Raw genomic sequence first — 25,046 nt, forward strand, 5'->3', positions numbered from 1 at the left:
ACTTCTACTTTAACGTATCGGACAACCGCTTATCTTGCACGAAACTTACGCGTTTTTTGGACTTTTTTTACTCTTGTTCCGCCATTCGTTCGGCGTCGTTCCCGTCGTTTTTTTGAACACCCGATTGAAATACTGCTGGTCGGAAAATCCGAGTCCGTGGGCGATGTCCGCGATCTCCAGCGTCCCGTTCCCGAGCAGTTCTTTCGCCTTGTCGATCTTGAGCCCGGTCACGTATTTGACGAAGCCCTGACTCGTGGCGGCTTTAAAGATACGCGAAAGGTACGAAGGATTAATGGCGAATTTATCGGATACCGTCTGCAGGTTGATCTCTTCCCCTATATTCCTGGACACGTAACCGATGATTTGATCGATGACCGACGAATGGAGAGCGGCATTCCGCGGGGCGCCTCCTTCCGATCCGGGAGCGGAACGAAACAATCTTTCGATCATCGTCTCGATCGACTTCACGATCGCTTCGCGATCCTCGAATTCGTCCAGAGCTCTCCCCGATAGAACGTCCGGATCGATCCGATCGACGAAATCGTAGCCGTTCTTCAAACAGAACCGGATGACCAGATTAACGTACTCGTTAAACAGGTAGTCGATCGAAATCTCTTCCCGGCATTCGGCTAGCGAACGTACGAATACATCCTCCGCGGTATGGCGGAGAAGGTCGATCGCTTTCGCATTACTTTTGTTTTCCAGGCTTTGTTCGGCCAGCTTGAATTTAAGCGCGAGCGATTGCGAAGCGCTATTGCTGCGAGCCTCGTTCGCGGCATACGGGAAGATGCGGTCCGTTCCGAAACAAAATCGGTTTTTCAATGCCATGGCGGCTTGCCGGTAAGCCGTCCTCGGATCGACGCAAGGTCGGCTTATGCCTATCGTAACCGCCAAGCCGTGCAGGTCGCAGAGCGACGCGCGAAGCCGATGCGCTTCCTTGGACGCCGCGTCGGCGAGCTGATTATCGTCCTCGCCGCCAAATATTAGAATGAACGTATCCTTGCCGAAGTAATTTTCCATCATCCAGCCGTTTCCCGTTTCATCGTCGAATCGTTTGCGCAATTCCCGGTAAACTTCGCCATCGACCGGCCGTTCTCCGGCATGGAGCTTAACCGAGGCTATGAGATAGGAGCCATGTCTGAGAATGGCGTTTTCCCGTTCCGCATCCTTCTTCTCGATCTCATCGTCCCGTCTGTCGGTCAACAGATGATAGATTTCCTTTTCCATCGCCATGCGGCGATTTTCCCGGCTGACCGTTTCGATCCGAATGCTCTCTTCCTTCGCCTGACAGGCTTCCGCGATCGCGTCCCGCATCGCCTCCACCACGGAAATGAGGTCTTGGGCCTTGACCGGCTTGAGAACGTAATCCGTCACTCCGTGCTTCATCGCTTTGACGGCGTAGTCGAAATCGGCATACCCGCTGGTCACGATAAACCGGATGTCCGGATATTCTTCCTTTACGGCCTCGATCAATTCCAACCCGTTCATGACGGGCATCCGGATATCGGTCAGGATCAGGTCCGGAATTACGCCGCCTTTGATCAAATCCAGCGCTTCCCTGCCGTTGCCCGCCGTTAAAACGCTTTCGAACGAAACGGAGCTGCCATGCAAAAAATAAACGATTTTGTCCTTGCTCAATTCTTCATCGTCTACAACCATGACCTTCATCTGGATGCACCTCATTTCATTTTGCGACCGGTAATGACGACCTTTGTCCCGCTCCCCTTGGCGCTTTCGATCGAGATTCCGTAATCGCCGCCGAATAACAGCTTGTACCGCATGTTCGCGTTTTTCAGTCCTACGCCCCCGCGAGCCTCGGAATGAAATAAAAAGGTTTCTCCCTCGATATCTTGCATGATCTTGCGAAGCTTGGACTCCTCGATTCCGATTCCATTGTCCGTCACTTCCAGAACGATCGTATCCTCCGTTTCGTAGGCTTTGATCTCAATGACGCAGGCCATGGACATTTCGTTAAACGCATGTTTGATCGCGTTCTCCACGACGGGTTGAAGCGTGAACCGAATCGTCCGGTATTCCGACATCCCTTCGTCGATCTCATAGTTCACGCTTAAACGGCTGCCGTAGCGAACTTGGATAATTTCAAGATAGTTTTTTACGTGTTGGATTTCGGTTCCGATTTCCACGACGTTGTTGCTGGCGATGTTCATGTTGTAGCGGTAAAAATCGGCCAGCTTTTCCACCATTCCGTTGATTCGGACGTGATCCCGTTTAATGGCCAGCGAGCTGATCGCGTCGAGCGTGTTGTACAGGAAATGCGGATTGATCTGGTCCTGCAAACTTTTGATCTCGGCCTCGTTGCGCAGCACTTGGTTCTCGAGCACGTTCTTGATCATCGCATTAAAGCTTCGGCTGAGATCGCCGATCTCGTCGTTCCGGTTAATGTCGCTTCGGATCTGGTAGTTCGATTTTTCTATGTTTTTCATCGTCTTGGATAACCTTTTGAGATCCCGCGTGCTCCTCGTCACGAATAGATGAACGGCGAGAACCAGGATGGCCATCACGATAATGCCCGTCAGCATGATGATGATTTTCGAATCGTTGATTTGTTTGTCGATCTTGTTTTGGTTAATTAAAGAGACGACGTACCAGCCCGTCGTCGCGGAGTTTTTAACGTTGGCGTAATAGCTTGCCCCATGGAGACGAAGCGTGTCGAATTCGGCTAATCGGCCGATGTCCTTGTCGCTGAATTCGTCGTAAGCCGAGACATCGGAATTCAGGCTGAAAATGACCTTCCCGTCCTCCGTCGTAATCAAAATATCGTCGAATGCCTGGTTGTTGACCCCGTTGAGAAATTGCGAGAACAGGTCTTTGTCGGCGCTCAGCACCATGAAGTCTTTTTCTCCGGGCAGGTTGCCCCATAGCTTGATGGCCTGGGAGAATAACGTATTGTTGTCCTTGCCCGGCAACAGGGAGAATCCCGGCAGCAGCACCATCGATTGCTCGGAATCGGTGATCTCGCGGTACATGTTCGTATTCAGGGCATTGCGAATATACTTGAAATCCTCGCCGTCGTTTAAATCCGTCGTCAGAATTTCCTGTCTGTCGAAGAGGATGACCGATAACGATTTGTACCCTTTGAAAAAAATCAGCGATCGGATGTTATCGTAAAAACGATTGTAAGCCGTATACCCCTCGAAGGTTCCGACGAATTTCTTGTCCGCGATCACGGGGAGGTTCGCGTCCTCGGAGAGGATCATCAGCACCTTCTGCATATCGTCGACGTAGCGGTCGATGCTGTTGCTGATCTGCGCGTTCAGGCTCGTAACGTACTGATTGATGTTTTCCTTCGCGTACTTTTCCATAAAATGCGATAAGAGAGCGCTTAAAACGGTAATAAACACGATGCCGATGACCGTGTTAAACAGGATGAATTTATTGCGTAAGCCAAAAAAGAGGAGTTTCATCCTCTTTTTAATCGTGTCGACGCTATTCGCTTTTATACGATAACCTCCCGGAAAACAAACGTACATCTCATCTTGCAGGCTCAGAGAGACGTAAGCAGCGTCCTTTTCTGTCATTATATCATCGTTTTTGCCATCGTTAATCGAATCGCAGCACGATTTCGGCATTTCCGTCGAATCGTTCGATCAAGACGGTTTGCCCGGTAGGGCAGTAGGTTCCGCCAACGGTCCGAGAGGGAATCGCGCCTTCCGGATGCGGGAGCCGGATGCTCACGGTGCTCGGTTTTCTATCCGACCGGCAGACGACTTTCGCCACGATCTCATGTTGCTCCAAATTCGATTCGACGCTTAGCGTGACGGCTCCGAAATAAGTCGCGATTCCGTCCAACTCGATGATATTGCCATGCTCCAGCCATTTGCTCGGAATTCCCGGCAACAAGTTCAACCGCTCCTCCCCGTCTTCCATGTAAAGCATCCAACGGGTCTGCATGAGGAACCAGCCTTCCTCGTGCGTCTTGTGCGGGCTGGCGTGCCAGAAGTGCTCCCAGAACGTATACGTCTCCCGGTCCGCCAATCCGGAGAAGCCGTTATAGTAGGCTTTCAGGAACGCTTTAACCTCGCCGCGTTTCAGATGCACCCACGGATGAATGCTGTAGTAAGGCTGGCTTAAAGCGACGTTGCGCGTACACATCAATTCCCCATGGTAATGCAACATGAATTCCGCCGCGGCCTCGTCCGGACGAACAACCTCTTGAAAGACGAGGTATAGCGGGCCGAGAAGGGAATCCCGAGTGGCGACCGAACCGTGCGTCAGCCATTTGCCGCCTTCCCCGTTAACGGAAAGCGGTCCTCTGTGCTCTACCCAAGGAGGAACGGTCGGCACCCAGCTTCCGTCGGCCAGAGGGACGACCGGCGAGTTCCCCATCGCGACGAACAAAGCTTGACGGATATCCTCTTTCATGGCCTGCGCCTCTCCTTCGATTCTCGCGGAACGGTCGGGATCGACGTTTGCGAGCATCTCCGCCAGTCGGCTCATTCCCATATAAGCATATCCGTTTAACATGAAGGAGCGGAACGGGTCCTCCGGATCCGCCGTCTTCCCTTCCAGCATGCCGTATCCTTTGCCCTGAAGTTCCTCTGTTTTATTGCGTTCTCTCCACCTCGCCAAATAATCGAACGCCTTTAGCAAACGGTCCTTGATCTCAATAAGCCAAGCTTCGTCCCGGGTATAACGGTAGTGCTCTCCGAGGCTCCATAACGCGGCTCCCGTTTCCAGCATATATCCGCCGTAATTTTGAATCAGGCCGTCCTCGTGCTGCTTATCCAAGAAAAACCTCAGCGCCCTCTCCGCAACGCCGTTCCAACCCATGGACTCCATGAATTGGATGATCGGCGAGCTCTCCGAGCCGATCGCCGTATACACGCCGATCGTCGGAACGATCGTCCCGCCGGGCTCCAGGCCGTATGAGACGAGATCGAGATGAAGCAATCCGGCCTTGACCATCTCTTCGATCCGCGGCTCGGGAAGCTTGATCGACGCCGCTCGGGAAAGCTTCTCCCGCCAGAAAGCGCGGCACTCCGTCCATCTCTCTTCAAAAGATTGCCCTCGCAATCCTTCGGCGCGTTCCTCGGAGATCGGACGGTGGGGCAAGTAGAATTCGAAAGCGATCGACTCTCCCGGAGCCAGGAGAACGGCCGTCTCTTCCGTTCCAAGCGGTTGTCCGCCCAGCTTGGATACGCAGCAAACCCGATTCTCCGAGTAGCGGACGAACCCGTTGCCTCCGTCGAACTCGTATTGCTTGTCGTCGTTTAAGACGAAAGCGTTGGGAACGACGTTCTTGAACCAGGCGTATCTGGGCACTCGGGCTTTATTCGTGGCCACCGCCCGGAAGTAAAGCACCGTCTCCTCTTCCTGGTTCATCTCCTGCGGAAGGAGACGTTCCCGCATCTCCGTCTGCTCTTCCGTCAACATATGAAAGTGGCCGAAGCCGTCGGCGGCCAAATAATGGGTGCCCCTTAACGTATCGGCCCTCAAAGGACTGCTTTCGTAAGAAGCGAAGGATACCGTGTCGTAGACCACGTCGTTATCCGCGATCGAGGCGTGCAGAATCGGGAGCGATCCGTCCTCGAGCCTGCGGGAGACGCCCTCCACGCAGCCGACGCCTCGGCCAAGCATATAACGATAGCAGACGGGCTTGTCCCCGTACTCCGGCAGCTTCGCTTCGAAGCCGTGAAATCTCGGCTGCACCCAATCCCACAGCCTTTCCTCTCCGCCGACTCCGCGAAACCCGACGCCGAAAATCCGCATATCGCGCGACAAGCCGAGCCAAGTCTGCGAAGCGAGCTCCCGGGTATGTTCGGCGGCGTTCTCGTAGGTTTCTTCCGGTTCGTCCTCGATCCGTTGCAGCTCGGTAACCAGGTTCAACGCCTTGACGTCGAGCTCGATTTCCCCGTATGTCCGATCGTCTTCGGCTTGCGTAACGACAACTCCGTATGCGGGTATGTAGATCGGATAAGCCTTGTTGACGTCCCTCAGGAAAAAACTGAACGGATGCTCGGGCGTATCCATCTTCACCAGAATCCCCTTCGAGCCGGTCTCGTCTTCCGTTTCAATGGTTACTTCCAGCCGCGCCGGACCGCCGTCCGTGAAGAAGATAGCCTCATCGGACTTGCCGCTCCCCCGAACGACTGCCGTAACGACCGTGCCGACGGTCGCCGTAACGGCCCCCTCGATCGGCGCTTTCTTCCATTCTATCGCGAATCTCGCAATCATCTTTTCCAGTCCCCCCATAATCCCAAGGATGAACGGTTGCGCCTGTTGATCCAAATCTGAAAGCGCTAACACCAATACCTCTACTATAGGCCGCGAAGGAAGTATCGGATAGCACAAATCTTATCATTTCTTTTGGACTTTTTTGACCTGCATGCCCAGATCAATCGGCTGTTCGGGCGAAGCATTTTTTCATTTGACCTTCTTTGACTTTTTGAAAACAATCCGTTATGATAGGAATACGAAATTTCTACTTATCGTTTCATGATGAGTTTATGCTTACGAAGATGCGTTTGCTGCGCAAACACTTAAGGAGGATTGGTTAAGAATGAATTTTGTGCCTATGGTAATTGAGCAAAGCAACAGAGGGGAACGCTCGTACGACATCTACTCCCGCCTGCTGAAGGACCGCATTATCTTCCTTGGCTCCGGCGTGAATGACGTAGTCGCCAACTCCATCATCGCGCAAATGCTGTTCCTTGCCGCGGAAGATCCGGAGAAGGACATTTCCCTTTACATTAACAGCCCTGGCGGTTCCATTACAGCTGGCATGGCCATTTACGATACGATGCAATATATTAAGCCGGACGTGTCCACGATCTGCGTCGGCATGGCCGCTTCCATGGGTGCCTTCCTGCTGACTGCCGGCGCGAAGGGCAAACGTTACGCGCTGCCGAACAGCGAAGTCATGATCCACCAGCCGCTGGGCGGAGCCGAAGGCCAAGCGAGCGATATCGAGATCCGCGCCCGCCGCATTCTAAAGATGCGCGACAAGCTTAACAACATTCTGGCGGATCGTTCCGGCCAGCCGCTTAGCCGCATCGAACAGGATACCGACCGCGACTACTTCATGAGCGCTGCCGAAGCGCAAGCATACGGACTCGTCGATAAGGTTATCGAGAGGATCTAAAGTAAGGCATCACCTAGAAGAAGCAGATGCTCCATTCGTCTGCTTCTCTTTTTTTTCATCTGTACGCCACATCTGTGACAAAGATCACTCCCCGCCATCGTGCGGCAAGCTATTATGGTTTTAGCAGGATGTTCCATCGCCTGCAGCCGCAACCAGCCCATTATGCATCAAGAGGTGGTACTCATGGAAGTAGAAGCGTTAAGCAAGGTCGAGCAGCTCGCCCTAAAGAAGCTGCGCATATACAAAAATAGCGTCTGGCGTTATCTGTCCCGCTCCATGCTGGCCAGTATGTTCATCGGGTTCGGCGTTATCGTCGCCTTCAAGACGGGCAGCTTCTTCTATTTGGAGAATTCGCCGCTGACCTATCCCATGGCCGCAATCACGTTTGGCGCAGCCATCATCCTGATCAGTTACGGCGGAGGCGACCTGTTTACGGGTAATACTTTCTACTATACCTACGCCGCTTTGCGCAAGCGCATGAGGTGGTTGGATACCGTCAGGTTGTGGGTACTTAGTTACTTAGGCAACATCTTGGGCGCCGCCGCGTTCGCCTTGCTGATTTGGACGACCGGCTTGTTCTCTAGCCCCGACGTTCATGCTTTCTTGCTCGAGGTTGTGCACAAAAAGATGACCGCGCCGACTTCGGAGCTGTTCTTCCGGGCCATTCTTTGTAATTGGCTGGTCTGCCTTGCATTTTTCGTTCCCATGTCGATGAAGAGCGACGGAGCCAAGATGTTCGCGATGATGTTGTTCGTCTTCTGCTTCTTTATCTCGGGCTACGAGCACAGCATTGCCAACCTATGCACCTTCGCCATCGCATTCGTGTTGGATCCCGGGAACTTCTCTTATTCGGGAGGCTTCCACAACATCATCCCCGTCACGCTGGGCAATCTGATCGGCGGCGGCATCCTGATGGGATGGATGTACCACTACGTCAACAAGCCATTCTACGAGGATTAAACGCGGTATCATACGGCGATCGCCGTGAATTCCAATACAAGGAGCGATTTCATTCCATGAAAAAATCCAAAATCGTTATTATCGGCACCGGAGCCGTCGGCTCGACTACGGCATATACGCTTCTGCTTCGCAATCGCGTGGACGAGCTGGTGCTCATCGACGCCAACCATAACAAAGCCGCCGGAGACGCGCTCGACATGAATCACGGCATGCCGTTCCTCGGTCAAGCCTCCGTCTGGGCTGGCACCTATGAGGACTGTGCAGGCGCCGACATCATCATCATTACGGCTGGCGCCGCCCAGAAGCCGGGCGAGCCTCGCACCGAGCTGCTGAAGCGCAACGTCGCTATCTTCGACAGCATTATCGAGCAAGTGCTTCCGTATAATGGAGACGCCATCCTGCTGATCGCTTCCAACCCTGTCGATATTATGAGCTATATGGCGTATAAAAAAGCGGGGCTGCCGATACATCGCGTCATCGGCTCCGGCACGCTTCTCGACAGCGCGCGTTTCCGCTACCTGATTGGCCAGAAGCTGGATATCGACCCGCGCAGCGTGCATGCGCATATCGTCGGCGAGCATGGCGACTCCGAGCTGCCGCTTTGGAGCTTGGCCAACATAGCCGGATCGAAGCTTACATTGTCTGCAGAGGACCGCGAAGACGTGTTCGTCAATACTCGCGATGCCGCCTACCAGATCATCGAAGCCAAAGGCGCGACCTATTATGCCATCGCGCTGGCACTCGACCGCATCTGCACAGCGATCCTGAGTGACGAGGGCGCCGTACTCAACGTCTCGACCCTGCTTAACGACTACCACGGCGTTTCCGACGTCTACCTGGGCGTTCCTTGCATCGTCGACCGCAGCGGCGTCAGACAGGTGATGGACATTACGATCACGGAGCAGGAGCGGGAGCTTCTGCATAAGTCGGCAGACAAGCTCAAAGGGCTGATTTCTTCGCTTCAGCTTTAAGGACATCCCCTCATAAACGCAGCAATGGCGGTGCTCGGGTTATGTTGCTACCCGTTCACCGCCATTTGTTGTCTTCATGGATTGTCTAGGAATGCCTTATGCCGAATGCAGACTACAGGGACGCCGGAGCGGCGACGATGCCGCCTTGGTGCAGAACGCTTTGCGCGTGCGCGTCCAGAGGCCGGTATCCTTTCTCCAGCAGTTCCTTGATGTACATCTTGTTATAGATAAACGAGAAAATGATTCCGGGAACCCAGGCTCCTAAGCCCAGCGTAAATATTCCAATCGCCGTTGCCGTGATAAACATGATCGCGGCCCACTTCAGATCTCCTCTGAACAACGCCGGGAAAAATCCGAAGAAGAAGGTAGTCCAGCTGAATCCAACCTTTACTTCCTTCACTCCGCCTGCCGCATTTACCAATCTTACGTGCATGTTCGTCAACTCCTTCTATGTATTGACATTATTATAGGAAATATTACCTAAAATGTCGATTGTTTTTTTGGTAACTAATGCGCTTACATTACAATTTATTTACAAATATAGTTCCGCTGCCAGGGTGTCTTAGAGCCCTCCCAACGCAACCCCTGCGCACGCAAATAAGAGCCCTCTATGCGACCCTCTGCGTCGCATAAAAGACTCCCTTGCTTTGCTCATGAAAGGACGGAAATCCCATCCGAGCTTGCCCTTATTGGTTCTCGAGCTCTTCCTTGCTGACCAATGCGACTAAAGCGTTTACAGCCTGCTCCGCGTCCGATCCTTCAGCACTTATCGAAATTTCAGTTCCGGAGCTGATCGCAAGGCTCATAATGCCCATAATGGATTTAGCGTTTACTTTCTTATCGTCCTTCTCTACGAATACCTCGGAGGAGAATTTGTTCGCTTCTTGAACGAATAGCGCTGCAGGCCTAGCATGAAGCCCAGTCTTCAACCGAACGACAACCGGAAGCCTTGTCATGGAAACATACCCCCTATATTATACTGAATCATCTAGCGGAAACGCTTGTCTAAGCCCTTTATGCGGGGACGTCGTTCCGCGTTGAATTCTGAGGCTAACATAAGCGCCGTGCGCTTAGTGAAAGCTTAGAATTGAACATATACCGTCAGAAAAGCCAATTACAACTTATTATATCATTTTACAGGCTGTAGCACTAGGCAAAAGTTGAACCGGACCGTATTTTTTCGGCCATTTCGTCAATTTTGCGAAGTCGGTGATTGACGCCTGACTTGCTTACTTGCCCTTTCAGCATCTCGCCTACTTCCGTGAGGTTAAGGTCGGGATGCTGCATCCGAATGACCGCGACCTCGCGCAGCTTGTCGGGAAGGCTGTCGAGTCCGATCTCCTTCTCCAACAGCTTTATGTTATCGATCTGCCGAACGGCAGCGCCGATCGTTTTATTCAAATTGGCGGTTTCGCAATTGACGATCCGATTGACGGAATTTCGCATGTCGCGCATAATCCGAACGTCCTCGAACTTGAACAACGCTTGGTGTGCGCCGATGATGTTCAAAAGTTCGATGATCTTCTCGCCTTCCTTGATATAAAAAATAAAACCTTTCTTTCGCTCGATGCATCTCGCGTTCAAATCGAATTTGTTCGCCAGATCGACGAGAGCGCCGCAATGCTCTTCGTACATCGAAGCAATCTCCAGATGGTAGGACGAACCCTCCGGATTGTTAACAGAGCCTCCGGCAAGGAAGGCGCCGCGCAAGTAGGAGCGTTTGCAGCAAGGCTTGCGCACGATCTCTTTGTCGATACCATCATTGAACATAAAGCCTTCGGAGACGATTCGAAGTTCGGCCAGCGTCTCCTGCACCTTGGCGGGGAGACGTACGATATAGACGTTATTTTTTTTAAGCCTCATCTTCTTGCGTACGAGCAGTTCTACATGCAGGTCGAAGTGCTTCTTGATCAGTGAATATATTCGGCGCGCGATCGCGGCATTCTCCGTCGAGATGTCAAGAACGACCTTGCGGCTGGATAAGCTGACCGAACCGTTCATCCGTATAAGGGCCGATAATTCGGCGCGCTCACAGCAGCTGTCCGCTTCTACCATCGTCAGCTCTTTTTTTGTTTGGGCCGCAAAAGACATTCTGCCTCACCTCTTTCGTAACATCCAATTCTCCACCAGCTTGTAGATATGGTGGCTTAACCGCTCCGCGTCGTGACGCAGGAACGTACGGAACAATACAAGCTTGTCGGCGATAACCTTGTACCCTCTGCGGGTAACCTCGTCAATGTCCAACTGGACAGCCTTGGCCCCAAGCTCGGCGTACTTGCTCTCCACCTGCGGCGGAATCTCGCCGTCGTTTACGATGACATAATCGAATAAATGATGGCCGATATGGGCGTGAATGGCGTCCAGATGATTGCTGACCGTATAGTTATCCGTCTCGCCCGGCTGCGTCATCACGTTGCAGACGAACAGCTTGACCGCCTCCGACTCCACGATCGCCTGAGCCAGCTTGGGAACGATCAAGTTCGGCATGATGCTCGTGTACAGACTGCCAGGGCCGATCAAAATGGCGTCGGCCTGTTCGATGGCTTCCACAGCTTCCGCGAGCGGCACGACATCGGCAGGCTCCAGGAACACGCGCTTTATCGCCTTCCCCGCTTTGGGGATTTGCGATTCCCCCGTCACGATAGTTCCGTCTTCAAGCTCCGCCTTAAGCACGATTGCACGATTTGCCGCCGGCAGCACGCGCCCGCGTACGGCCAGCACTTGGCTAAGCTGACGAATGCCCGTCACGAAGTCTCCGGATAGATCCGTCATGGCGGCCAGCATCAGGTTGCCGAGGCTGTGCCCCGCAAGTCCGTTGCCATTTTTGAAGCGATACTTCAGCATGTCGGCAAGCAGCGGCTCCACGTCGGCGAGCGCCATCAGTACGTTGCGGATGTCGCCCGGCGGCGGAATCTGCAGCTCATTTCTTAATATGCCGGAGCTGCCGCCATCATCGGCGACCGTAACGATCGCCGTTATGTCGAGCGGCTTCTCCTTCAATCCTCGCAGCATGACGGAGAGACCCGTGCCGCCGCCGATGACGACGATCTTGGGACGACGAACAATCTTTTGGATCGTCTGCATGTTCTCCCCCCGAATCAATGCTTATCACGCTCCGAATCCCGATGGCTTACGCGTACCCGCTCCGTGTCGCTGCTGCCGAGCACCTTGCCCAAATATTCCGCAATGGCTACGGAGCGATGTTTGCCGCCTGTGCAGCCGATGCCGATCACAACTTGGCTCTTGCCTTCCTTGCGGTATAACGGGATGAGGAACTGTAGCATATCGATCAGCTTCGCGAGGAACTGATGCGTCTCCGGCCACTTCATCACGTACTCGTAGACATCGGGATTCTGGCCCGTGTTGGGACGCAGATGCTCGACGTAATGCGGATTGGGCAAAAATCGAACGTCATAGATCAAGTCGGCATCGATCGGAATGCCGTACTTGAAACCGAACGAGGTTACATTAACGGAGAGGTTGCTTTGCTCCACATTCGTGAAATGGGTGATGATACGTTCCTTGAGCTGCAAAGGTTTCAGGCTGGTCGTATCGATAACCTGGGAAGCCGAGCCTTTGAGATCCTCCAGCAAGCGGCGCTCGTTATGGATGCCTTCCAGCGGAAGCCCCTGAGGCGCCAGCGGATGCCGGCGCCTGCTCTCTTTGTAGCGCTGGACGAGCACTTCGTCCGTAGCGTCCAGGAACAGGATTTCGCAGCTTATTGTATGATGATCTTTGATATACGCCAATGATTCCGACAGCGCCGTGAAAAATTCGCGTCCCCGCAGGTCGATAACGAGGGCAACTTTGCCGATCTTGCCGTTTGACTGCTCGATGAGCTCCGCGAACTTGGGAATGAGCACCGGCGGAAGGTTGTCGACACAGAAGAATCCAAGATCCTCCAGGCTTTGCACCGCAATGGTCTTGCCCGCGCCCGACATGCCGGTAATGATCACTAGCTTAGCAAGCGTTGCCGTCGTTTCCATGCGTACACCTACTATCCTCTAAGAATGAGTCCTGCAGCGCCTACGACGCCCGCATCGTTGCCCAGCGTAGCCGGCACGATCTTGACGCCTTCCTTGGCTTGGTCCTGTGTATATTTCTCGAACACTTCGCGAATCTGGTTAAACAAGAAGTCGCCGGCCTTCGATACGCCGCCGCCAATAATAAAATATTGCGGGTTTAATACGATGGAGAGCATCGCCATCGATTTGCCGAGATAATAAGCAGCGCGGCTCACGATGCGCGCAGCCACCTCGTCGCCGGCTTTCGCCGCGTCGACAACGTCCTTCGCCATAATGTTCTCCACCTGCGCAAGCGTCGTCCGGTCGCCGCGGGCCACGGCGTCCTTCGCCATACGAATGATGCCTGTCGCGGACGATACGGTCTCCAGACAGCCCATCTTGCCGCAGCCGCACTGGATTGCTTCCAAATCCGGAACGATCGCGATATGGCCGAGCTCGCCCGCCATGCTGTTGAAACCCTCTACGATCTTGCCGTCTATAATAATGCCGCCGCCGACACCAGTGCCGAGCGTATAACATACGCAATGCGCTATGCCTCTGCCTGCGCCTGCCCATGCTTCGCCCAGCGCCGCAACGTTCGCGTCGTTGTTCACTTTAATGGTTTTGCCAAGTTCCCGCTCAAGGAAACCCTTTAAATCCGTATTCTCGATGTACAGGTTTGCCGAATATTTCACGTAGCCCTTCGAGATGTCCAAGAAACCCGCGATACCGACGCCTACGCCGTCCACTTGCTCCCAGTCGTAATTAGACTGTTCTACAATGTTGCGCGCGTACCTCGCGATATTATGAAGAATAGCGTCCGTACCTTTATCCGTTTCCGTCGCCCCTTCATAGGTATGAAGGAGTTGCCCTTCTGCGTCGCACAGGCCTACCTTAATGGTTGTGCCGCCGACATCGACGCCCACGTAAATCTTCTCAGACATGACAATAGCCACCTCGTTTACATAATTAACATTCTCTGTTCCAACTATAAGCGTTGTTTCCGCGTCGGTCAAGGTGAAACGGCTTTCCTCATCCTATGGCGTGCAACGCGTTTCATTCGCCAAAATGAAGAGGACCGCCGCCTGATTATTGCCGACTTCTCAGGTGCAGTCCATCTATGCGGTCGCGGCGAGGACAGCCCAAGCTGCCTGTTGTGCCCAGACGAGCGTCGCGCAGGTCACGCTTTAACGTTCCTCGTCGTTCCCGCCGCCGCATGGTTGATTACAGCGACTGGCTCCAGTCATGCGTTATGGATCCTTCCAGGAACCGTTCGCAGTCGAGCGCGGCCATACAGCCGCTGCCCGCTGCCGTGATGGCTTGACGATACTTGCTGTCCTGCACGTCGCCGCAGGCGAATACGCCCGGAACATTCGTCTCCGAGGTGCCTGGCTTGACCTGAATGTAACCATATTCGTCCGTATCAATCTGTCCGCCGAGGAATTTCGTGTTCGGCGTATGGCCGATCGCGATGAAGATGCCGTTCGTTTCGATAACCTCTTCTTCCCCCGTTGCATTGTCGCGCACCTTGAGGCCCGTTACTCCCATGCCGTTCGCCACGACTTCCACTGGCGTGCGGTTAAGGCTCCAACTGATCTTCTCGTTCTCGCGGGCGCGCTCCTGCATGATCTTGGAAGCGCGCAGCTCGTCGCGGCGGTTGACCAGCTCAACGTTCGTGGCGAAGCGCGTCAGGAAGTTTGCTTCTTCCATGGCGGAGTCGCCGCCGCCGACCACGATGATCTTTTTGCCCCGGAAGAAGAAGCCGTCGCATGTCGCGCAAGTGCTGACGCCTTTGCCCACGTTGTCCTTCTCGCCCGGAATGCCGAGATACTTAGCCGACGCCCCCGTGGAAATAATGACGCTCTCTCCGACGATCTCGCCCTGGCCTTCCACTTGCAACTTGAACGGACGCTGCGACAGATCGATGGAGTTGACCCAGCCCGTCAGGAATTTAGCACCGAAGCGCTCCGCTTGCTTGCGCATATTGTCCATGAGCTCAGGGCCCATAATACCTTCGGGGAAGCCCGGGAAGTTCTCGACCTCCGTCGTCGTCGTCAACTGTCCGCCCGGCTCCGGTCCTTCAATTATGAGCGGATTCATGCTGGCGCGTGCCAGGTAGATGGCAGCGGTCAGTCCGGCTGGTCCCGTGCCGATAATAATGGATTTGTACATTGATTCTCACCTCATGCCAAATTTAGTCTTCGTTGGGTTCGTGCGAGGAGAAAAACGAGCTGATGCTCTTCATTTTCTCCTTGATGCCGCATGCGCTGTCGATCAGCTTTACGTGTTTGCTTACCGTCGCGATCGATGTTCCATAACGGACGGACACCTCGTGGTAAGAGATCGCACGACGATGCATCTTGGCCGTCAAGTATTCGAGAGCCGCCGCCCAGCCTTCCGATTTCGTCAGCTTGGGAACGTCGGGATAGACGCGCGACAAAAACTCCACCCATAATGTCATCATATCATGCTGCTGGACGAGATCATAATGCTTGCTCATCCGGCTCAGCGCGGTTTGGGCCACTTCCTCCCACTTGTCATGCCATTCCGGCAGCCTCGACGGCACGCGATTAGGTTCGATGGTCGTCTCCTTGCCTTCCAGCACGACCTTTAGCGGCTCCTGCACGCCGATCGTGCGCAAGACGAAAATCGCGATTTTTTTTAAATAATCGTCTTCGTCCGACTCCAGGAGGAATGCGCGCAATACGTCCTTCACTTCGTTATCTGCAATCATGCCGAACGCCTGAATGACCTGCAGCTTCGTATGCTGGTCCCCATGCCGCAGCGCCCAGAAGAATGAGGAACGGACAAGCGGATCGCTCTTTAGATGATCGGGAATGCCGTCCGTCGACTTCTCCCATAGCTTGAACTGCTCCTCGAAGGGCAGATGGTAATGATAGCTGATAGGCGCTGCGGCGCGTCCCTGACGGAGCTGTTCGAGCTGCTGCATGTAATAATGAGGAACATCGGAGCTCGGGTCGAGCTTCATCGTCGTCTTCCACAGCCGCTCGGCGTCGTTAAGTCTGCCTATGTTGCATGCCGCTACCGCGGCGTAATGGAACAGGCACGGATCTTGCTGTACCTCAGAGTCCTTGGCGAGACGGATGAAATGCCGGTAGGCAATCTCATGTTCGCCCAAAATGCCCATCGTCGTCGCCAGCTTGAACACATGCTCCTGATGAAACGGCACTGTCTTGGTCAGCAAATCCACCAGCTCCGCGAGATTGTCCTTGTCTCCTTCATGCTGATAGAAAATCGCTAGATTGCAAAGCGCGTGCAAATTGCCAGAATCCTGGGCTAGCACACTCCGAATGGCTTCCTTCGCTTTGTCGAACAATCCCATATAATAATAAGCCAGCGCAAGATTATTGCGAGCCGCAAGAAATTCGGGCTGCCCCTCTACGATATCCTCCAGAATGCGCACGGCCTCGGTAAACTTGCCTTCCTCCAGCAGCGCGCGTGCCTGGTCGTGCTCCACCATGCCTTCGCGAGCCTTAATGCTCTTAAGCTCCATCGGCCGCTCCAGCTCGAATTGAAGCAGATCCATCATCTCTTCGGCTTCATCCAGGTATTGTCCCTCGGGATCCTCTTGCAGGTATTTAACGAGCGATTGCTCGGCGGCCTCATACAACTCCATGTTGGCGAAGTTGTTGGCCATATAGAAGTGGCATTCCGTCATCATAGGGTCGAGATCGTCCATAATTCGGCCCAAAATCTCGTTGGACTCCTTATAGTTGCCCATCTCCGACAGAATACCCGCCATATTGCAATGATTCACGGGATTGTCCGGTTCGTATTCTACGGCTCTCCGGAAATATTTGAGTGCCTTGTCATAATGGAATCGGTCCAGCGAGCGTACCGCGCGCTCGAAGAAGAATGTAGCGTCCCACTGTATAGAGATAATGTTCGTATTCGCGCCTTCGCCGACCGCCATTCTTTTTTTGTTCATTTGCAAGGCACCTCCTTTTCTATCCTTCGTCAGCACGATTATACCATAGCCGGGCATGTCCCAACATGCTAGAATATGTGGGAAAATCGCGGACAGCCTCCAGGCCGCCCGCGATTTTCGCAATTGGAATACTTATAGAGGTTGTTCAAAAAGTCCGCTTTTGATCACGAAGTATGCCACGAGGCCTACTCGACATCGAATCTTGAATTCAGGCGAAACTTCCGGTGCTCACGTAGCTTCCACTACGCTCCGCTCCTCAGTTTCTACCTTCATCCAATCTTCTCGGTGCTGAAAACCGAACTTTTTGAACTCTTACTTATAATGTTCCGATTATACGCCTTTGTTCTTGAACAGCGTGCTGATAGAGCCGCCGTCCAGAATGATCCGAGTCGCTTCCGCGAGCAACGGCGCAACGGACAAAATTTTAAATCGTTCCGGCGTCTCCTCGGGCAGCATGATAGAATCGGTCACGATCACTTCTTTTATAGATGGATGGTCTAAACGCTCGATGGCCGAACCGGAGAACAGCGGATGCGTGGCGCAGACATATACATCCTCGGCCCCGCGTTCCTTAAGGCTTTCGACTACGTTCACGATCGTACCGCCCGTATCGATCAAGTCCTCGATAATGATCGGCGTCTGCCCTTCAACGTCGCCGATGACGTGCGTAATGGAGGACTCGTTGTGCGCGGAGCGCTTCTTGATCATGATGGCGAACGAGGTGTCCAGGTAGTTGGCGAGCTTCTCCGCCGTAGACGCGCGGCCCGCATCCGGAGATACGACAACCGGGTTCTTAATGTTCTTGGACTTCAGGTAATCGCTGATCAGGTCCAGCGCCGTCATATGGTCCACAGGAATGTTGAAGAAGCCCTGGATCGCCGGAGCATGAAGATCGATCGTTATGACGCGAGTCGCTCCGACCGTCGTCAGTACATCCGCCAGCATCTTCGCCGAGATCGGCTCTCGTGGCGCAGCCTTCCGTTCCTGACGAGCATATCCGTAGTACGGCATAATGATGTTGACCGTTCTTGCGGAAGCACGCTTCGCCGCGTCGATCATAACCAACAATTCGACAAAGTGCTCATTGATGGGATGCGAGAACGACTGAACGAGAAAGACGTCGCAGTTCCGAATCGTCTCTTCGTAGTGAACGTAGATCTCACCGCTCTTGAAACGGGACAGTTTGATGGAACCTAGGTTCAAACCAAGCTCTTCGCTAATTTTCTGAGCCAATACCGGGTTTGACGAACCTGAAAAAATACGCACCTTGTCGCTTAACATGATACCCTCCTGAGCGTTTCGACCAAATAATTTATTACTCCAATCAAGCTTACCTGTCCTATTATACATTGATTTATGAAGATTTCAAAAATGTAAATGCACTATTTTTCGACAAAGTCATGAATTTGGGCGATTTGACTGCCCTTTTATCGCATTTTGTTCGTCGTCGGTTTGCCGTGACGGTTGTTCAGCTCGCTCATAATGTCGTCGAGCGGCAGCCCTCGTTCGCGCAGCAGCACCATTAAGTGGAAAAGCAGATCGCCGGCTTCGCTGCGAAGTTCGTCGTTGTCCTGGTTCTTCGCTGCGATAATAACTTCAGCGGATTCTTCTCCGACCTTCTTGAGAATTTTATCCACGCCTTTATCGAACAGGTAGGTCGTATATGCGCCTGCCGGACGCTCCGCATATCGCTGAGCGATGATGGTCTCCAGCTTGCCGAGAATGCCGAAACGGTCGGAGGACTCTTCTTTGTCATCGGCGGAATCGGCTTGCTGCGCGCCTGACTCAAGCTCGATGCCGTTATAGAAGCAGCTATACCGTCCCGTGTGGCATGCAGGACCCTGCTGAGCTACGCGAACCAATAGCGTATCTCCGTCGCAGTCGTAGCTCATCGACTCGATGCGCTGCGTATGGCCGCTTGTCGCGCCTTTATTCCACAGCTCGTTGCGGGAGCGGCTCCAGAACCAGGTCGTCCCGGTCGAGACGGAGAGCCCCAAGGACTCCTCATTCATGTAAGCGAGCATGAGCACTTCCTTGCTTTGCGCATCCTGGACGATCGCGGGAACGAGGCCGTCCTCGCTCCACTTGATGGCAGCCTTCAATTCATTCATGTTGCTTGTCGTCACCTGACCTCAACTCCTTTGCTCCGCAGATCGTCCTTCACTTGTGCTATCGTGAGTTCTTTGTAATGGAAAATCGTAGCCGCAAGAGCGGCGTCCGCCTGCGCATCCTGGAATACTTCCGCGAAATGCGCAATGTTGCCGGCACCGCCGGAAGCAATGACCGGAATGCCTACGCTCCGAGAGACAGCCCCCGTCAGCTTCACGTCGAAGCCGTCCTTCGTGCCGTCGGCGTCCATGCTGGTCAGCAGAATCTCGCCCGCTCCCAGACGCTCTACCTCGCGCGCCCATTCCAAGGCCCGGATCCCCGTCGTCTGCCTTCCGCCATGCGTATAGACTTCCCACTCGCCCCATTCGGGATTAAACTTTGCGTCGATTGCGACGACGATGCACTGCGATCCGAAGTGCCGCGCTCCGTCTGAAACGAGCGATGGATTTTTGACTGCGGCCGTGTTGATGCCGATCTTGTCCGCCCCCGCTCGCAGAATCCGCTTCATGTCGTCGACATGAGAGATGCCGCCGCCAACGGTGAACGGAATCGTAATTTCGCCCGCCGTACGCTTCACGACCTCAATCATCGTCGCCCGTCCTTCCACCGACGCCGATATGTCGAGAAACACGAGTTCGTCCGCGCCCTCGCGATCGTAGGTCGCCGCAAGCTCTACGGGATCGCCCGCATCGCGCAGGTTCACGAAATTAACGCCCTTCACGACTCGCCCGTCCTTCACGTCCAAGCACGGTATGATACGTTTCGCCAGCATAGGTTATCCCTACCTTTCCATCTTTCATCGAAATGCGCGACAATGGCCGTCTCACCAAGTTACCATTGTTTTGTTAACGGACACAGGGGTCGCTATTTCGATAAAAACGTATGTTTTGTAAATCTAAAGGACACAAACGACGCTATTTCATCCAAAATGGGGGATACCCCCTCCGGTTGAAGTCAATAAGGCATCTGATGTCCGTTAACTATTTCAGTTGATTGAATTTGACCAATTTAGCGTCTCATGTGTCCGTTGTCCGTTGGCAATTAACTCCCCAAGAAGGACTGTTTTCCTTATTGTCGGTTTAATCGCTTAATCGGGACCCGCTAACGAGGCGTCAGCCGGAAATCATTCGCCTTCGTAGCATCGGTCATTCGTTGTTTCGTTGTTTCGTTATTTCGTTATTTCGTTGTTACGACACATTCGCTGCTATTTTGGGGCTGCCCGTCAACGCCAGGAAATTATCCAGCAGCTGCATGCCGAGCTCTCCGCTTTTCTCAGGATGGAACTGCATGCCGTAGACGTTATTCCGACCTACTATCGCGGTCACGTCGCCATTGTAGTCTGTTGTCGCCAGCAAGTCGGAAGCTTGCTCCGGCTTCGCGTGGAAGGAGTGGACGAAGTAGACATGCCCCTCTTCTAGTCCGCGAAACAACGGCGATTCGTTTTGTCGGAACTGCAGCTTATTCCAGCCCATATGCGGAATTTTGTAGCTGCCGTTGAAGCGGATGACTCGGCCCGGCAGCAAGTTCAGTCCTTCATTGCGGCCGTATTCCTCGCTTTCGCCGAACAGCAGCTGCATGCCGAGACAAATGCCCAGCAGCGGCTTGCCCGATTCGGCATAAAACTTCACCACGTCGTCGAGCTTCGTATTACGCAGGTTCTGCACCGCGTCTCCGAACGCGCCGACGCCTGGCAAAATGGCTCCTTCGGCCTCCACGATCGTCTCGGGATCCGCCGTCACGATAGCCTCGTAGCCGAGTCTTTCTACTGCCTTGCTTACGCTGTGCAGGTTGCCCATCCCGTAATCGATGATTGCGATCATGCTACAATACTCCCTTCGTCGAAGGCACTCCTTGCACGCGTGGATCGATGCTGGTCGCCTCGTCAAGCGCGCGTCCCAGCGCCTTGAATACGGCTTCGATCATGTGATGCGTATTTTGTCCGTAGTGTACGATAACGTGCAGCGTAATCCGCGCCTCAAGCGCCAGCTTCCACAGAAACTCGTGGACAAGCTCCGTCGAGAAGCTTCCGACTTGGGCGGATGGATACTGTGCGCGATATTCGAAGTGCGGCCGGTTGCTGACGTCGATCACCACTTGCGCAAGCGCCTCGTCCATAGGCACGAACACGCTCGCGTAACGCTTGATGCCGCGCTTGTCGCCCAGCGCTTCGCGCAGCGTCTGCCCCAGGCAGATACCGATATCCTCGACCGTATGGTGGTCGTCGATATCGATGTCGCCTTGCGCCTCTACGCTCAGATCGAACTGTCCGTGCTTCGCGAACAGGTCCAGCATATGATTCAGGAACGGTACATCCGTCTCCAGCTTCGCCGCGCCCGAACCGTCTACCGAAAACGCCAGCTTGATGTCCGTTTCATTTGTTTTGCGCGCTACCGACGCTTCACGTTTGTTATTATCAGTCATCTTCGTATCCTCCTGCTTGGTATATGTTTTATCTACTCTATATCCGACGTGCGGCGAGGTTTTAAGTCGGTCCCAACGACTGACTTAACTCTCCTCATACGCACCGTTCCGGACATTTATGTCGGTCTCACCGACAAAACTGCCTCGCCAGTCGGGCCGACCTATGCGCCCGATCCGCCTTCCTTCTCCAAACGGATCTCGATCGCTCGGGCATGGCCTTCCAGCCCTTCGTGGCGCGCGAGCGTCATAATTTTGTCGCCATTCGCGAGCAGCGCTTCCTTGCTATAGTAGATCAGACTCGACTTCTTCATGAAGTCGTCTACGTTCACCGGAGACGAAAATCTCGCCGTACCGTTCGTCGGAATAATGTGGTTCGGACCCGCAAAATAATCCCCCACCGGCTCCGAGCTATACGGTCCCAAGAAAATCGCCCCCGCGTTTTCGATGTAACCCAGCAGCTTCATGGGATCGGCCGTCAGCACCTCCAGATGCTCCGGCGCGAGCTGGTTCACGACCGCGATGCCCTCATCGATGGAGTCCACCAGCAGCACCGCTCCGTAGCTGTCGATGGAAGCCCGCGCGATCTCCGCGCGCGGCAGCGTCGCCAGCTGGCGCTCTACCTCGGCGGCCACGGCATTCCCCAACGCCTCGGACGGCGTTACGAGCACAGCCGAGGCCATCTCGTCATGCTCCGCCTGCGACAACAGGTCCGCCGCGATATAGGCCGCATCGGCATTCTCGTCGGCGAGCACGACGATCTCGCTTGGTCCGGCGATGCTGTCGATATCGACAGCGCCGAATACCGCCCGCTTCGCCAGCGCCACGTAAATATTGCCCGGTCCCGTAATCTTGTCGACCGGAGCGATGCTCTCCGTGCCATACGCAAGCGCAGCGATGGCTTGAGCGCCTCCGACCCGGTACATCTCCCGCACGCCCGCCTCAGCGGCAGCGACGAGTATATACGGGTCGATCCCCGCTTTACCGCCCGTTGCAGGAGGCGTCACCATGACGATCTCCGGCACGCCGGCCACCTGCGCCGGAATGACGTTCATCAGCACGGACGAAGGGTACGCCGCCTTGCCGCCGGGCACGTAGACGCCGACACGCTTCAGCGGCCGCATAATCTGCCCCAGCATGGTACCGTCCGATGATAAGTCCATCCACGAATTTCGTTTTTGCTTCTCGTGGAACGTCCTAATATTAACGGCAGCCTCGCGAATCGCCGTCAGGAACCTCTCGTCTACATCGCTGTATGCCGCTTCGATTTCCTCTCGCGTCACACGAAGCTCTTCCGCTACCATCTTCACGCCGTCGAACTGCTCGGAGTACCGCAGCAGCGCAGCATCGCCCTCCGCCTTCACGTCTCCGACGATCTTCATGGCGCTGGCATTCTGCTCGGGCGTTCCGTATTCCACCTCGCGTTTCAATCCGAATTGCTCGGCTCGCATAATTCGCATCCCGCTTCCGCTCCCTCCATCTAACTTTGTCTCCACCACTCGCCTGTGCCGCTCTAAACTTTAGCCGAAATCGCCTCATGAAGCTTGTCGCATAAGCTTTGGATGCTGTCGTTCTTCATCCGGTAGCTGACGCGGTTCGCGATCAGTCGGCTCGTAATGCCGAAGATGGATTCCATCTCGACAAGGCCGTTCTCCTTGAGCGTCTGCCCCGTCTCCACCATATCAACGATACGGTCGGCCAACCCGATCAGCGGCGCCAGCTCGATGGAGCCGTTCAGCTTAATAACCTCCACCTGCTGACCTTGCTCGCGGAAGTACGCCGATGCCACGTTGGGATACTTCGTCGCCACGCGCGGATGAATCGTCGGCTTCCAGTCCGGCAGACCAATGACGGACATGCGGCACTTCGCGATACCGAGATCCAGCAGCTCGTAGACGTCCTTGTTCTCCTCCATCAGCACGTCCTTGCCAACAATGCCGATATCCGCCACGCCGTATTCCACGTAAGTCGGCACATCGACCGGCTTCGCCATAATGAACTCCATATTCGCCTCCGGCAGCTCGATGATCAGCTTACGCGTATCGTCAAAATCGCTCGGAATCGGCAAACCCGCTTCCCGAAACAGCTTGGATGCCTGCTTATAGATCCGCCCCTTAGGCATCGCGACCTTTAATATTTCCTTACTCAATCCGTTCATCTATACGCCGCCTCCTTCTACGCCAAGGAACACGCCAAGCTCGCTATACCGCAAGCCTTTGTACGAAAATGTCGCCGCCCCTGTACCGTTGTCCGCATCCCCTATAACCTCGGCTTGTTTGTCCGCGACTACGGCAGTCAACTCGCGATCCAGGCTTTCTACCCGCTCCGTCACGACAGCTGCTCCCTGACCGCGAAGCCGCTGGGCTTCCGCCAACGCATCCTTGCGCCCTGCCGTGTTGTATACGATCAGCGTACGCTCTTCGGCAACATTATCCTCTGCTCCCAGCAGCTCCAGAATACGCGTAGTCTTAAGCGCGAAGCCTGTCGCCGGCGCCGGGCGTCCGAACTGCGATAACAGATTGTCGTAACGCCCTCCGCTAACGACAGGGAATCCAAGATCCGCCGCATACCCCTCGAACGTCATGCCCGTATAATAAGAGAAGTCGCCGATCATCGTCAGATCGATCAGAACATGATCGCATACGTCGTACGCCTTGAGCACTTCCCATGTTTCACATAGATGATTGATCGCGTCCTTGGCGGTCTCTCCTCCATGCAATTGCATCGCCTGTTCGCAAATTTCGGCTCCGCCGCGCAATCTTAGAATACTTTCCAGTTCGCGGCGAACCGGTTCCTCCAGAGACAGCTTGCCAAGCTGCTCGCGATACCCGACATGGTCTCGGCCAAGCAAACAAGCCTTCAGCAGTTCCTGCTCCTCCTTGCGATCTTGCAGCGCTTCGCCGAGCAAGCCATTGAGGAAACCTACATGGCCGATTGCAATTTTGAAGCGATCCACGCCCTGAGCCTTAAGCGACGCAATCGCCAGCGCGACCACCTCGGCGTCCGCCTCCGCCGACGAATCGCCGACGAGCTCAACGCCCGTCTGGAAAAACTCCGCTTCCCTGCCGGCTTCCTCCTCGATGGAGCGGAATACATTGGAATGATAAGACAGCCGCAGCGGGAAGCTGGACTCCTTGAGAAGCGACGATACAACGCGGGCGATCGGCGCGGTCATCTCGGATCTCAGCACCAGCGTCGTGCCTCTATTGTTGAGCAACTTATATAGTTTCTGATCGGAAGTAGAGCTTGCAACACCAACCGTATCATAGAACTCCATCGTTGGAGTAATGATTTGTTCGTAGCCCCACCTCTCCATGCATGCGAGCGCCTCGCGCTCGATATGGCGCAGCTTTTTGACTGCATCTGGCAAATAATCCTTGACGCCGATTGGCTTTTCGAACATTTTTGGCTTTGACATATCCGGGTCTCCTTCGGTTTGCTGTATTGTCTTTGAGGAGCTTCTTTAAAGGTTTTTCACATTTATCTCAATCAATCACCTTAATCACTTTAGTACATTAAATCGCTAATATGGT

22 protein-coding genes are annotated in these 25,046 nt (G+C 54.2%); 3 read left to right on the forward strand and 19 right to left on the reverse strand.

Annotation, left to right across the window (positions count from 1 at the left end; genetic code table 11):
• Nucleotides 1–45: 45 nt before the first annotated feature.
• From KJW29_RS24410 to KJW29_RS24420, 3 genes are read right to left on the reverse strand one after another with little or no spacing between them, the layout of a single operon-like run.
• Entirely contained in the window at nt 46–1,668 is a 1,623-nt protein-coding gene (locus KJW29_RS24410; protein WP_214626597.1) for a response regulator, read from the reverse strand.
• 11 nt (nt 1,669–1,679) lie between these two features.
• On the reverse strand, nt 1,680–3,539 hold the full coding sequence (locus tag KJW29_RS24415) for a sensor histidine kinase (RefSeq protein WP_214626598.1): 1,860 nt from the start codon (nt 3,537–3,539) through the stop codon (nt 1,680–1,682).
• 22 nt (nt 3,540–3,561) lie between these two features.
• A complete protein-coding gene (locus tag KJW29_RS24420) occupies nt 3,562–6,195 on the reverse strand; it encodes a glucosidase family protein (RefSeq protein WP_214626599.1) in 2,634 nt (877 codons plus the stop codon).
• A gap of 325 nt (nt 6,196–6,520) precedes the next feature.
• Between KJW29_RS24420 and clpP the strand changes: the two genes are divergently transcribed.
• The 3 genes from clpP to KJW29_RS24435 all read left to right on the forward strand — a co-directional run bounded on the left by clpP (nt 6,521) and on the right by KJW29_RS24435 (nt 9,033).
• The gene (clpP, locus tag KJW29_RS24425; protein WP_108993888.1) at nt 6,521–7,102 is read left to right on the forward strand and encodes an ATP-dependent Clp endopeptidase proteolytic subunit ClpP; all 582 of its coding nucleotides are present in this window, start codon (nt 6,521–6,523) and stop codon (nt 7,100–7,102) included.
• Nucleotides 7,103–7,285: 183 nt separating this feature from the next.
• On the forward strand, nt 7,286–8,062 hold the full coding sequence (locus KJW29_RS24430) for a formate/nitrite transporter family protein (protein WP_187102522.1): 777 nt from the start codon (nt 7,286–7,288) through the stop codon (nt 8,060–8,062).
• Nucleotides 8,063–8,118: 56 nt separating this feature from the next.
• A complete protein-coding gene (locus tag KJW29_RS24435) occupies nt 8,119–9,033 on the forward strand; it encodes an L-lactate dehydrogenase (RefSeq protein WP_214626600.1) in 915 nt (304 codons plus the stop codon).
• A 112-nt stretch (nt 9,034–9,145) separates the two neighbouring features.
• On the opposite strand, the gene KJW29_RS24440 is transcribed toward KJW29_RS24435, so the two are convergent.
• The 16 genes from KJW29_RS24440 to KJW29_RS24515 all read right to left on the reverse strand — a co-directional run bounded on the left by KJW29_RS24440 (nt 9,146) and on the right by KJW29_RS24515 (nt 24,931).
• Nucleotides 9,146–9,466 (reverse strand): DUF2628 domain-containing protein, encoded by a 321-nt coding sequence (locus KJW29_RS24440; protein WP_214626601.1) that lies wholly within the window; start codon nt 9,464–9,466, stop codon nt 9,146–9,148.
• 253 nt (nt 9,467–9,719) lie between these two features.
• Nucleotides 9,720–9,989, reverse strand: a complete 270-nt coding sequence (locus KJW29_RS24445) for an HPr family phosphocarrier protein (protein ID WP_068678916.1) — start codon at nt 9,987–9,989, stop codon at nt 9,720–9,722.
• Between the two features lie 193 nt (nt 9,990–10,182).
• Complete coding sequence (gene whiA, locus KJW29_RS24450; RefSeq protein WP_087571755.1) at nt 10,183–11,124, reverse strand: DNA-binding protein WhiA; 942 nt, start codon at nt 11,122–11,124, stop codon at nt 10,183–10,185.
• 6 nt (nt 11,125–11,130) lie between these two features.
• Nucleotides 11,131–12,117 (reverse strand): gluconeogenesis factor YvcK family protein, encoded by a 987-nt coding sequence (locus KJW29_RS24455; protein WP_087571793.1) that lies wholly within the window; start codon nt 12,115–12,117, stop codon nt 11,131–11,133.
• Nucleotides 12,118–12,131: 14 nt separating this feature from the next.
• Nucleotides 12,132–13,019, reverse strand: a complete 888-nt coding sequence (rapZ, locus tag KJW29_RS24460; protein WP_087571754.1) for an RNase adapter RapZ — start codon at nt 13,017–13,019, stop codon at nt 12,132–12,134.
• Between the two features lie 11 nt (nt 13,020–13,030).
• Nucleotides 13,031–13,981, reverse strand: coding sequence for an ROK family glucokinase (locus tag KJW29_RS24465; protein WP_214626602.1), 951 nt, complete (start codon nt 13,979–13,981; stop codon nt 13,031–13,033).
• Nucleotides 13,982–14,261: 280 nt separating this feature from the next.
• Nucleotides 14,262–15,209 carry a thioredoxin-disulfide reductase gene (gene trxB, locus KJW29_RS24470; RefSeq protein ID WP_214626603.1) on the reverse strand — a complete coding sequence of 316 codons (948 nt, stop codon included), beginning with the start codon at nt 15,207–15,209 and terminating at the stop codon, nt 14,262–14,264.
• Between the two features lie 22 nt (nt 15,210–15,231).
• Complete coding sequence (locus tag KJW29_RS24475) at nt 15,232–16,986, reverse strand: tetratricopeptide repeat protein (RefSeq protein ID WP_087571752.1); 1,755 nt, start codon at nt 16,984–16,986, stop codon at nt 15,232–15,234.
• A gap of 330 nt (nt 16,987–17,316) precedes the next feature.
• Nucleotides 17,317–18,267: a ribose-phosphate diphosphokinase gene (locus KJW29_RS24480; RefSeq protein WP_187102527.1), complete on the reverse strand. Its 951-nt coding sequence runs from the start codon at nt 18,265–18,267 to the stop codon at nt 17,317–17,319.
• A gap of 146 nt (nt 18,268–18,413) precedes the next feature.
• A complete protein-coding gene (hisIE, locus tag KJW29_RS24485; protein WP_214631301.1) occupies nt 18,414–19,097 on the reverse strand; it encodes a bifunctional phosphoribosyl-AMP cyclohydrolase/phosphoribosyl-ATP diphosphatase HisIE in 684 nt (227 codons plus the stop codon).
• An 11-nt stretch (nt 19,098–19,108) separates the two neighbouring features.
• A complete protein-coding gene (gene hisF, locus KJW29_RS24490) occupies nt 19,109–19,867 on the reverse strand; it encodes an imidazole glycerol phosphate synthase subunit HisF (RefSeq protein ID WP_087571750.1) in 759 nt (252 codons plus the stop codon).
• A gap of 415 nt (nt 19,868–20,282) precedes the next feature.
• Nucleotides 20,283–20,915: an imidazole glycerol phosphate synthase subunit HisH gene (hisH, locus tag KJW29_RS24495; protein WP_214626604.1), complete on the reverse strand. Its 633-nt coding sequence runs from the start codon at nt 20,913–20,915 to the stop codon at nt 20,283–20,285.
• 1 nt (nt 20,916) lies between these two features.
• The gene (gene hisB, locus KJW29_RS24500; RefSeq protein ID WP_214626605.1) at nt 20,917–21,516 is read right to left on the reverse strand and encodes an imidazoleglycerol-phosphate dehydratase HisB; all 600 of its coding nucleotides are present in this window, start codon (nt 21,514–21,516) and stop codon (nt 20,917–20,919) included.
• Nucleotides 21,517–21,677: 161 nt separating this feature from the next.
• Complete coding sequence (gene hisD / locus KJW29_RS24505; protein ID WP_214626606.1) at nt 21,678–22,973, reverse strand: histidinol dehydrogenase; 1,296 nt, start codon at nt 22,971–22,973, stop codon at nt 21,678–21,680.
• A gap of 53 nt (nt 22,974–23,026) precedes the next feature.
• Entirely contained in the window at nt 23,027–23,671 is a 645-nt protein-coding gene (gene hisG / locus KJW29_RS24510) for an ATP phosphoribosyltransferase (protein ID WP_214626607.1), read from the reverse strand.
• Complete coding sequence (locus KJW29_RS24515; RefSeq protein WP_214626608.1) at nt 23,672–24,931, reverse strand: ATP phosphoribosyltransferase regulatory subunit; 1,260 nt, start codon at nt 24,929–24,931, stop codon at nt 23,672–23,674. It lies immediately after the preceding gene.
• Between the last annotated feature and the right edge of the window lie 115 nt (nt 24,932–25,046).

The sequence above is a fragment of the Paenibacillus agaridevorans genome (assembly GCF_018604145.1).
GTDB classification, from domain to species: domain Bacteria; phylum Bacillota; class Bacilli; order Paenibacillales; family Paenibacillaceae; genus Pristimantibacillus; species Pristimantibacillus agaridevorans.

Coding starts and splice junctions, on each gene's coding strand:
- KJW29_RS24465 (WP_214626602.1), bottom strand. CDS start 13,981: ATGTCTGAGAAGATTTACGTGGGCGTCGATGTCGGCGGCACAACCATT.
- KJW29_RS24480 (WP_187102527.1), bottom strand. CDS start 18,267: ATGTTAAGCGACAAGGTGCGTATTTTTTCAGGTTCGTCAAACCCGGTA.
- hisG (WP_214626607.1), bottom strand. CDS start 23,671: ATGAACGGATTGAGTAAGGAAATATTAAAGGTCGCGATGCCTAAGGGG.
- KJW29_RS24435 (WP_214626600.1), top strand. CDS start 8,119: ATGAAAAAATCCAAAATCGTTATTATCGGCACCGGAGCCGTCGGCTCG.
- KJW29_RS24415 (WP_214626598.1), bottom strand. CDS start 3,539: ATGACAGAAAAGGACGCTGCTTACGTCTCTCTGAGCCTGCAAGATGAG.
- hisH (WP_214626604.1), bottom strand. CDS start 20,915: ATGATCGCAATCATCGATTACGGGATGGGCAACCTGCACAGCGTAAGC.
- KJW29_RS24410 (WP_214626597.1), bottom strand. CDS start 1,668: ATGAAGGTCATGGTTGTAGACGATGAAGAATTGAGCAAGGACAAAATC.
- KJW29_RS24420 (WP_214626599.1), bottom strand. CDS start 6,195: ATGATTGCGAGATTCGCGATAGAATGGAAGAAAGCGCCGATCGAGGGG.
- KJW29_RS24515 (WP_214626608.1), bottom strand. CDS start 24,931: ATGTCAAAGCCAAAAATGTTCGAAAAGCCAATCGGCGTCAAGGATTAT.
- KJW29_RS24475 (WP_087571752.1), bottom strand. CDS start 16,986: ATGAACAAAAAAAGAATGGCGGTCGGCGAAGGCGCGAATACGAACATT.
- clpP (WP_108993888.1), top strand. CDS start 6,521: ATGAATTTTGTGCCTATGGTAATTGAGCAAAGCAACAGAGGGGAACGC.
- KJW29_RS24445 (WP_068678916.1), bottom strand. CDS start 9,989: ATGACAAGGCTTCCGGTTGTCGTTCGGTTGAAGACTGGGCTTCATGCT.
- hisD (WP_214626606.1), bottom strand. CDS start 22,973: ATGCGAATTATGCGAGCCGAGCAATTCGGATTGAAACGCGAGGTGGAA.
- hisB (WP_214626605.1), bottom strand. CDS start 21,516: ATGACTGATAATAACAAACGTGAAGCGTCGGTAGCGCGCAAAACAAAT.
- hisIE (WP_214631301.1), bottom strand. CDS start 19,097: ATGAATGAATTGAAGGCTGCCATCAAGTGGAGCGAGGACGGCCTCGTT.
- trxB (WP_214626603.1), bottom strand. CDS start 15,209: ATGTACAAATCCATTATTATCGGCACGGGACCAGCCGGACTGACCGCT.
- KJW29_RS24430 (WP_187102522.1), top strand. CDS start 7,286: ATGGAAGTAGAAGCGTTAAGCAAGGTCGAGCAGCTCGCCCTAAAGAAG.
- KJW29_RS24455 (WP_087571793.1), bottom strand. CDS start 12,117: ATGCAGACGATCCAAAAGATTGTTCGTCGTCCCAAGATCGTCGTCATC.
- whiA (WP_087571755.1), bottom strand. CDS start 11,124: ATGTCTTTTGCGGCCCAAACAAAAAAAGAGCTGACGATGGTAGAAGCG.
- hisF (WP_087571750.1), bottom strand. CDS start 19,867: ATGCTGGCGAAACGTATCATACCGTGCTTGGACGTGAAGGACGGGCGA.
- KJW29_RS24440 (WP_214626601.1), bottom strand. CDS start 9,466: ATGCACGTAAGATTGGTAAATGCGGCAGGCGGAGTGAAGGAAGTAAAG.
- rapZ (WP_087571754.1), bottom strand. CDS start 13,019: ATGGAAACGACGGCAACGCTTGCTAAGCTAGTGATCATTACCGGCATG.